This window comes from Candidatus Synechococcus spongiarum SH4, from assembly GCF_000586015.1.
GTDB classification, from domain to species: Bacteria; Cyanobacteriota; Cyanobacteriia; order PCC-6307; family Cyanobiaceae; genus Synechococcus_B; species Synechococcus_B spongiarum_F.
In genome coordinates this window covers 1-8,036 of sequence record NZ_JENA01000065.1, presented here as the reverse complement: position 1 = coordinate 8,036, position 8,036 = coordinate 1, and the positions used below count along the sequence as shown (strand labels likewise).

Annotated in this window: 8 protein-coding genes; all 8 read right to left on the bottom strand. The window is 65.6% G+C overall.

The genetic code is table 11. The features are described from left to right. Positions 1-32: 32 nt before the first annotated feature. The 8 genes from BG35_RS0104455 to BG35_RS0104420 all read right to left on the bottom strand — a co-directional run bounded on the left by BG35_RS0104455 (position 33) and on the right by BG35_RS0104420 (position 7,995). Positions 33-284 (bottom strand): carboxysome peptide B, encoded by a 252-nt coding sequence (locus BG35_RS0104455; protein ID WP_025781881.1) that lies wholly within the window; start codon positions 282-284, stop codon positions 33-35. Beyond that, positions 284-676, bottom strand: a complete 393-nt coding sequence (gene csoS4 / locus BG35_RS12000) for an alpha-carboxysome shell vertex protein CsoS4 (RefSeq protein WP_025781880.1) — start codon at positions 674-676, stop codon at positions 284-286. The genes BG35_RS0104455 and csoS4 overlap by 1 nt, the downstream gene beginning before the upstream one ends. Continuing rightward, positions 677-2,224, bottom strand: a complete 1,548-nt coding sequence (locus tag BG35_RS0104445) for a carboxysome shell carbonic anhydrase (protein WP_025781879.1) — start codon at positions 2,222-2,224, stop codon at positions 677-679. Between the two features lie 3 nt (positions 2,225-2,227). Then, entirely contained in the window at positions 2,228-4,744 is a 2,517-nt protein-coding gene (locus BG35_RS0104440; RefSeq protein ID WP_236619779.1) for a CsoS2 family carboxysome shell protein, read from the bottom strand. 33 nt (positions 4,745-4,777) lie between these two features. Next, a complete protein-coding gene (locus tag BG35_RS0104435) occupies positions 4,778-5,119 on the bottom strand; it encodes a ribulose bisphosphate carboxylase small subunit (protein WP_025781877.1) in 342 nt (113 codons plus the stop codon). Positions 5,120-5,221: 102 nt separating this feature from the next. Next, on the bottom strand, positions 5,222-6,631 hold the full coding sequence (locus BG35_RS0104430) for a form I ribulose bisphosphate carboxylase large subunit (protein ID WP_025781876.1): 1,410 nt from the start codon (positions 6,629-6,631) through the stop codon (positions 5,222-5,224). A 38-nt stretch (positions 6,632-6,669) separates the two neighbouring features. After that, positions 6,670-6,990 (bottom strand): alpha-carboxysome major shell protein CsoS1, encoded by a 321-nt coding sequence (gene csoS1 / locus BG35_RS0104425; RefSeq protein WP_025781875.1) that lies wholly within the window; start codon positions 6,988-6,990, stop codon positions 6,670-6,672. Positions 6,991-7,236: 246 nt separating this feature from the next. After that, positions 7,237-7,995: a BMC domain-containing protein gene (locus tag BG35_RS0104420; RefSeq protein ID WP_236619778.1), complete on the bottom strand. Its 759-nt coding sequence runs from the start codon at positions 7,993-7,995 to the stop codon at positions 7,237-7,239. Positions 7,996-8,036: the final 41 nt, after the last annotated feature.

Below are 8,036 nucleotides of genomic sequence, written 5' to 3'. Positions count from 1 at the left end.
AGGTGGGGCAGGGCTGGGGCGCCGGGGCGGACTCAGCCGTCGGGCGACCAGAAGTCAATGATCCCGCCGATGGTGAGATCGGTGAGCACCTCGGGGTTGGGGCAGGCAAAGCGGGCCGCCGAGCCGCTGGCTGTGAACACCCAGTTGCCCACAGAGACGCCGACGGGATCGACGGCCACGTTGATTTTCCCCTTGCTGGTGCGCAGCACCCGCAGATAGCAGTGATCCAGACCGGCCACCCGCTGGGTACACACCAGAGATCCGATCACCTGCATGATTTCCATCAACTGACCCCTCCGCCGGACCCGCCGGTCTGGTGGCCCGGTGTCTGAATCGGGCTCGGGGCCGGGCCGCCGGCCGCCTGGGCCGTTGCTGACGACGATGCCGATGCCGATGCCTGGGCCGGGGAGGACGATGGGGCCGGGGGTTTCTGGGGGGGATCCCAGTGGTCGATGATTCCCACGATGGTCAGGTCACTGGGGTAGGACTTGCTGCCGGCTGCTTCACGGGCGGCGGAGCTGCCCACGCAGATCACCCAGTCCCCGTCCCGGCACCCCACGGCATCCACGGCAACCAGGTGGGAACTGCCGTCCTGCACCACCTTCAAATGCTTGTGCTCGAAGCCGGGGATGCGGTTGGTGGACACGAGCGGCTTGATCACCTTGCAGATTCTCATTCAGTGGGCCTCCCTCGCCGGAGCTTGTAGAGAAGAGCCCACAACCTCGGGCGGCTTGTGGTGGTCCCCATCCCGCACCGTCAGCAGGGTGTGCAGGAAGCCCTGCCGGGATAAATCCCGATAGCGCCCATGGACGGCGGCGGCGATGCGCTCACAGGAGCGCACGGCCCGCTCCCGGGAGCCCGGCACGCTGGAGTGAAAGTCGTAACGGATCACCACGGGCACAGGCAGGCCGCGGCTGATGTTCAGACCCTTGAAGATCTTGATGCCCACGTCCAGGTCGGCGGCCCCCTCCTCCACGGTTTCCATGTGGGCGAAGTAGGTGAGGTTGCGTAGATGGATTTCCTTGAAGCCGATGCCCACGCCAATGAAGCGCTCAGCATGGCCGGCATCTCCATAGGCCCCTTGATGGAACTGACGCACGAAGTCGATCTGGGAGATGTTGTTCTCCAGCAAGCGGGATATGAAGCGCACCATGCCCTCTTCAATGCCCCCCCCCGCCTCCTGTCGCACCCGCTCGCCAATGGCCGCCCGGGCGGCCTCAGGGGCCATGGACGCCGTCTGGCTGTACACCTCCCGGGCATCGAGCCAGCGGTTCAGATCCGTGGCGCCGTCCGCTGTGGGCACGTGGATGCGGATGGCGTCCGTGTCCGTATCCAGCCCCAGCAGCAGCAGAGTGACGGAGGCGCCACAACAGAAGCTGTTTTCCACCGCCTGGCGAAAATCCTGGAGGCGGTTCAGGCCGGAGCGGGCCGCCTGGGCGTCGTCGGAGCCGTGGGCCGCACAGCCCTGGTGGTGTGGATCCAGGGAACTGAAGTGGTACACCACGACTTTGAGGTAGCGGGTGTCTTCATGGGCCTGGTTGGGCGCCCCTTCCCGGTGGCGCCGGTGTTCGGTTTTGATCCAGCGGGTGACGGTGCGCTCCACGTCAAACATGGCGCCGGCGTAGGGACGGCGGCGGACGGAACTGAAGGGCAACCGCAAGGCGTAGCTGATGGCATGGGCCAGGCGGCCATCCGCGCAGGGGGTCACGTCCAGCAGATGAAAACCGCAGTCCTCCCGGACAAAGGCGTCAAAGGCGTGGTCCTCCGGCTCTCCCAAGGGATCGCTGGTGAAAAACGCCTCACTGGTGCGCTTGTAGGTCTCGAACACGCACCAGGCAAACAGGCTGCGCATGTCCAACTGGGTCACCCAGGCATTGGCCAGGATGTCCTCCGGCAGAGGGAAACCCAGTTCATCCATGGCCAGGGCTTGGGCCTTCTGCTCGAAGTCCGGCTCGTGCTGGAGTGCGGAGATCCGCTTGAGCACCTCCACAATGTTGTCAAAGCTTCCCTTGACCTGGCTGTCGTAGGTTCGCAGTTGTTGATTGCGCTCCCGGTTGGCGAGGGGGTGGAGCGGCCCCGTGGCGGCAAGCGGGTCTTGGGGCCGAGGGGCGCCGAGACCGGGCGACGACGGTTGCCCCACCGGCGCACGGCCGTCAGGGCGGGGTGGACGACGTCGTGGCGCTGTCGGCCCCTGGGGCTGATAGGGATCGCGACGGGCAAGCATGAATCAGCCGCGGGCTCCGCCGGAGAAGGTCACCAGAGCCCCCTTGTCGGTGTTGCCGCTGGAGCCGGTAATGGGACTGAGGGGAACCTCCGTCTCCGCGTTGCGCTTGGGTTGGAAGGGGGCCATGGCGGACATGGGTCCTGGCCGGGAGGGATTACGCCGGCGAGAGGAGGGACCTTCCGTGCCCGTGACCCGGTCGTTGCGGGACCAGTCGTCTCCGGAAATCCGCACCCCCTGGGCCATGCCTTCACCCGTGACCCGGGATGGGGCCGGTGGCGTGACCGGAGCCGGGCTGGCGGGGCCAGCGGCGCCGGCCCTGGCCGCCAGCGGCTGGAGCGGGTTCCGTGACGGCAGTGCCGTGTTGGGGCCGCGCTGGTCAAAGCGGAACTCTTCCGTTCCCGTCACCCGGCCGCCCGCCATCCCGAAAGGACCGGTAATGCGGGCGACTCCCTGCTCATAGAGGGTTCCCGTCACCCCTGTGGCCAGACGCCGCTTCTGCTCCGTGTGGGCCGCCCGGAACGGGGACGTGATGGTAAAGCGGGTCCAGGGGGCGCCTTCCAGGGGCTGGGGCAAATCCGCCGGGACGCCGCCGGCGCCACAGGCGCTCTGGAACTGGTCGGCGCCCACGTAGGGGGTGCCGGAGACGGGCTCGCAGGCCCCCCGTTCCGCACCCGTCATCACGCCACCCATTCCCGGTTGCAGGCCGGTCATGGGCTGACCAGGGGTGCCAGGACCCACGGGAGTGCGGGCCACAATGGCGGCCTGCTCAGGCTCGCTGCAGAAGTTGCCGGACTGCTCCAGGCCCGCATAGGGGGTGCCGGTGACGGCCTTGCAGGCGCCGGGCTCGTCCCCCGTGACCAGGGGAGAACGGCCCGTGCTGGTTCCGGACACGGTCTGGTTGCGGTTGGTGGTGCTCAGCCCCACCTTGGCCGCCTCCGGTGCGGGCCGGCCCCCACAGAATGCGTCATATTGCTGGCGACCCACATAGTCGTCACCGGTGACGGTTTTGCAGGCGCCCGGTTCATCGCCGGTGACCTTGGCGGAACGGCCCACCTCGTTGCCGGTGACGGCCAAGCCCCGCAGCGTGGAGAAGGCGCGCACCTTGGCGGGAGCCGGTCCACGGCCAATATCCGGGGTGGGGTTCATGTATTGGGAGCCGGTAAGCTGATGGCCACTGCCGGGTTCATCGCCGGTGACCTTGGCGGAACGCCCCACCATGACGCCGGACACCCGCTGCTCTGCCTGGGTCCGGGCCTGACCCACCTTGGCGGGTTGGGGCTGGGTGGGGCTGCCGCACCAGGTTTCCCCATGGCTGCCGGAGAGGTACTGGGTGCCGGTGATGGATTTGCAAGTTCCCGGCTCGTCGCCCGTAACTTTCCCCGAGCGGCCCACTTCCGTCCCGGTGACCGTGTTGCCGTAGCCGGTGGGGGTAACCGCGACTTTGCGGGGGCGGGACGGGGCCTGGCTTTGGCAATAGGACTGGAACACGTCAGCCCCCATGTATTCCGTCCCGGTGATGGTGCGGCAGGTGCTGGCTTCGTTGCCGGTGGTCTTTATGGAGCGGTCCGTGCGGGTGCCGGTCACGGTTTGCCCCAGCGGGGTGGTGCTGGCGCCCACCTTCCAATGGGCATCATCGGCGGCCTGGCCTGGCTGGTCGTTGTCCTTGGGCCGATTCATGCCGCGGCGGGGACCGCAGGGGCGCTTGTTGTTGCCTTTCACGCACTGGCCGGCGGATCCGGAGCGGGCCTTCAGTTCACGAACCCGTTGCGCCAATTCCCGGCCGGAGAGTTCCGGGTTGCCCTGACGGGCCACCGCGGCGCTGGAAGCGCTGGTGGGGGCGTTGGCGGATTTTCCATGCTTGGCCATGGCCAGGCGGCGGGCCAGCACCAGGGCGCGGCTGGGACTTGTGGCGGTTTTCATCTTGGGCGTCTTGAGGCGGGCTTCAGCAGCGCTGCGGCGATCCGTTGCTGGGGACGTCAGATGCAACGACAATGATCTACCCAGTGTTCCCGCTTCCTTTTTGCGGCGTTTCTGGCAGTCACAGGTGTGGCTTTCATCCTGACGGTCAGTGGCGGCCGGCTGGGGCGTGGTCCGGGAAGGACGACGCACCGCGGTGCGAATCCGGTCTTTGCTGGGGTCGTTGCGTTTGCCCTGCCTGGAGAGGGACCGGCGCCGGGCCAGGGCCAGGTCACGGGTGGGGTTGGAGATTTTGCGAGTATTCAGGTTCCAGGCCGCGGGGGGGACTGCCGGGGCAACGGCAGCAGGTTGGGAGACGACCGTAGGCCGGGGGCGAGACGGTGCTGCAACAACAGTCCTGGCGCTGGCGCGGCCGCGTTTGGGGCTCTGCCCGTCGGAAATATTCCGCTGGCGTGTTTTTGCGTAGCGCGAGGCGGCTGCCTTCCCTGCTGTGGAGAGGGCTTTGCGGCGCTCAAGTGCTGATTGACGGCTTGCCGTAGTAACCATGTCCGCCTCGGTGTGCTCGGTGTTGGTAGGGGGGATCAGGCAATGAAAGGTCGCCATGGGACCGGATCGCCGGCCCCATGGCGAACAGGGTCAGGCGCGGCCTTCAAAGACCACGAAGGCTGTGCCCTGTGTCTGGGTGTAGGCGTCGTAGCCCGTCAGGCGAACGTGGTGATCGGGATAGGCGCGATGGCATGCCTCAAGCTCTGCAACAATCGCACCCAGTTCAGCTTCGCCGAAGAAGGGCAGCTTCCAGAGAGACCAGTAGTTGCGCATGGAAGCGCTGGGGTGGACATGCTCAATGCAGGGTGTCCAACCCTGGGCGATGACGTAGGCGATCTGTTCGTAGATCTCCTCCTGGGTCATCGCTGGCAAGAAACCAAAGGTTTCCAGTGTGGCGACGGTTTGATAGTCGACCACCGAGCTGAAAGGCATGGATCCGTTTGAGCGAGTGGTGGGGTGGGGGTGCGGCGGCCGTGGCGTGAATCGCTTGGGGTGAGCCGCCGCAATGGGCAAAGCGCCCTTCAGAACCTGGAATCAGAGGTCGAGCTTGTCGATGGTGTCGAACTCGAACTTGATTTCCTTCCAGGTGTCCAGGGCGATGGCCAGTTCAGGGCTGCTCTTGGCCGCCTCGGTGAGGATATCCCGGCTTTCCTTCTCAAGCTCGCGACCGGCGTTGCGCGCCTTGACGCAGGCTTCCAGGGCCACCCGGTTGGCGGCGGCGCCAGCGGCGGATCCCCAGGGATGACCGTGGGTGCCGCCGCCGAATTGCAGCACCGAGTCGTCCCCGAAGATGGTGACGAGGGCGGGCATGTGCCAGACGTGGATACCACCGGAGGCCACGGCGAACACGCCGGGCATGGAGGCCCAGTCCTGATCGAAGAAGTTGCCCCGGGTGCGGTCCTCCGGCACGTAGGACTCCCGCAACTGATCAATGAAGCCCAGGGTGGTTTGACGGTCCCCCTCCAGCTTGCCCACCACGGTGCCCGTGTGCAGGTGGTCGCCACCGGAGAGGCGCAGGCACTTGGCCAGCACACGGAAGTGGATCCCGTGCTTGGGATGGCGGTCGATCACCGCGTGCATGGCCCGGTGGATGTGCAGCAACATGCCGTTGCGGCGGCACCACTTGGCCAGACCGGTGTTGGCCGTAAAGCCGCCGGTGATGTAGTCGTGCATGATGATGGGCATGCCCAACTGCTTGGCGTGCTCGGCCCGGGCGTACATCTCTTCCGGTGTGGCCGCGGTGCAGTTGAGGTAGTGGCCCTTACGCTCGCCGGTCTCCTGCTCGGCTGTGCGCACCGCTTCGGCGACAAAGTCAAAGCGGTCCTGCCAGCGCTGGAACGGCTGAGAGTTGATGTTCTCGTCGTCCTTGGTGAAGTCCAGGCCGCCCCGCAGGCACTCATAGACCACCCGGCCATAGTTTTTTCCGGAGAGGCCAAGCTTGGGCTTGATGGTGCAGCCCAGCAGCGGGCGACCGTACTTGTTCATGCGGTCCCGCTCCACGGCAATGCCGTTGGGGGGGCCCATGCAGGTCTTGATGAACGCCAGAGGGAAGCGGATGTCCTCCAGGCGCAAGTGGCGGAGAGCCTTGAAGCCGAATACGTTGCCCACCAACGAGGTGAGCACGTTGGTGATGGAGCCCTCCTCGAACAGGTCAAGGGGATAGGCAACGAAGGCGTAGAAGGACTCGGGGTCCGCGGGTACGTCTTCGATGCGGTAGGCGCGGCCCTTATAGAATTCCAGGTCCGTCAGAAGCTCGGACCAGACGGTGGACCAGGTGCCGGTGGAGGATTCAGCCGCCACCGCGGCGGCCACTTCCTCCCGGGGCACACCTTCCTGGCCTGTGCATTTGAAGCAGGCCAGAATATCGGTGTCGAGGGGGACGTAGTCGGGAGTCCAGTAGGTATCCCGGTACTCCTTCACACCAGCGTCATACTTTTTGCTCATGGGCTTGTGATCAAAGGGGACGTGAGGTGGGAGTTAGCTCAGTCCTTCATGCCGGAACCGGAGGGTGTCGGTCCATTGCCGAGAACGGGTTCAACTTCACGATGAGGACGGGCGATGATGTGGGCCGCAACCAGGCCATCACCGACCCGCTCACAGGCATCCGCACCGGCCCGCACGGCAGCGTTGACGGCGCCGGTCTCACCGCGGACCAGCACGGTCACGTAGCCGCCGCCAACAAATTCGCGGCCGATGAGGCGCACCTCTGCAGCCTTGGTCATGGCATCGGCTGCCTCAATGGCAGGGACGAGGCCGCGGGTTTCAATCATGCCTAGGGCGATGCCCATGGTTTCATTGGCCATTGCCGATTCCGTGGGGGGAATGTTCATGGCTGACTTTCTCTGCTGAAGTCTCCATCCGTCAAGGGATCCGAGGCCGTTTTGGCATCAGGAGTTCTTGACAGAATGATTAGCATTACTTATGGGTGTCTCTGTGACTAAGAAGTTGTACTTAGTGAGATGGGAAAATCCACACAAGTTTCCGTGGCAACCGCCACCAAAATTCACGGTCCTCCCGCAACGTTGATCTCCATGTGATGAGACCCTGATTTAGTGGCTGCGGCTGCGGGCATTGATGGCGGCGATGGCCTTCATGGCCGCCGCTGCCGCCTCTTCCACGTCCCCCTCCCGCCCCGCCATGGTGAGCCGGCCGAAGGCGCCCACGGCCTTCACGTCCACCAGGGTGATGTTGGAGGCTTTCTCCGCCTCGTTGGCGGCGTACAGCACGTACCCCGCCGGCTCCGTCTCCAGGATGAACATGCTCATGCCCGCCTCGATCATGGACCCACGGCGGTTCTGGCGGTTGATCAGCACCGCGTGGTCCGGGGTGATGGCGCGGATCACCTCGTACCAGGTGACGTCGCAGTGGGTGCGATCCTCCACCCGGCTGCCAATGGCCCCCAGCACCGCGTCACCGGAGTGGAGCACATTGCTTTGGTCCAGGTGGTAGAGGGCCAGGGAGCCAAAGGCCCGCTCCACCACCATCTGCCCCAATCGCACAGTGCTGGCCTTCAGGGCGATATCCGTCATGCGATGCACCGCCAACCCTGGCGCCACCTCCAACCAGAGGCAGGCGTCCCCGGGAATGGGCAGAAATCCCCCGGACACCGTGCCGGCATAGGCCGCCAGTTGGGGCTGCAGGGAATCCAGAAACACATAGCTGCGCAACTCGATCCGCTCGGCCGACTGGGGGGTGAGTCCAGAAGGAACGATGCCGCTGAGTCCCGTAATTCTTGGCTTTGGCCGCGAAGGCGCCATGCTGTTGCCGGAAGGGTGGACCGGCCTGGACTCCAGGCCCCATTCCCCCACGGAACAGGCAGACACAGGAGATGGACAAACCCTAACACGGG

Bases quoted from the DNA above. Each gene is read 5' to 3' on its own strand.
- BG35_RS0104455 (WP_025781881.1), bottom strand. From the start codon at position 284: ATGGAAATCATGCAGGTGATCGGATCTCTGGTGTGTACCCAGCGGGTG.
- csoS4 (WP_025781880.1), bottom strand. From the start codon at position 676: ATGAGAATCTGCAAGGTGATCAAGCCGCTCGTGTCCACCAACCGCATC.
- BG35_RS0104445 (WP_025781879.1), bottom strand. From the start codon at position 2,224: ATGCTTGCCCGTCGCGATCCCTATCAGCCCCAGGGGCCGACAGCGCCA.
- BG35_RS0104440 (WP_236619779.1), bottom strand. From the start codon at position 4,744: ATGGCGACCTTTCATTGCCTGATCCCCCCTACCAACACCGAGCACACC.
- BG35_RS0104435 (WP_025781877.1), bottom strand. From the start codon at position 5,119: ATGCCTTTCAGCTCGGTGGTCGACTATCAAACCGTCGCCACACTGGAA.
- BG35_RS0104430 (WP_025781876.1), bottom strand. From the start codon at position 6,631: ATGAGCAAAAAGTATGACGCTGGTGTGAAGGAGTACCGGGATACCTAC.
- csoS1 (WP_025781875.1), bottom strand. From the start codon at position 6,990: ATGGCCAATGAAACCATGGGCATCGCCCTAGGCATGATTGAAACCCGC.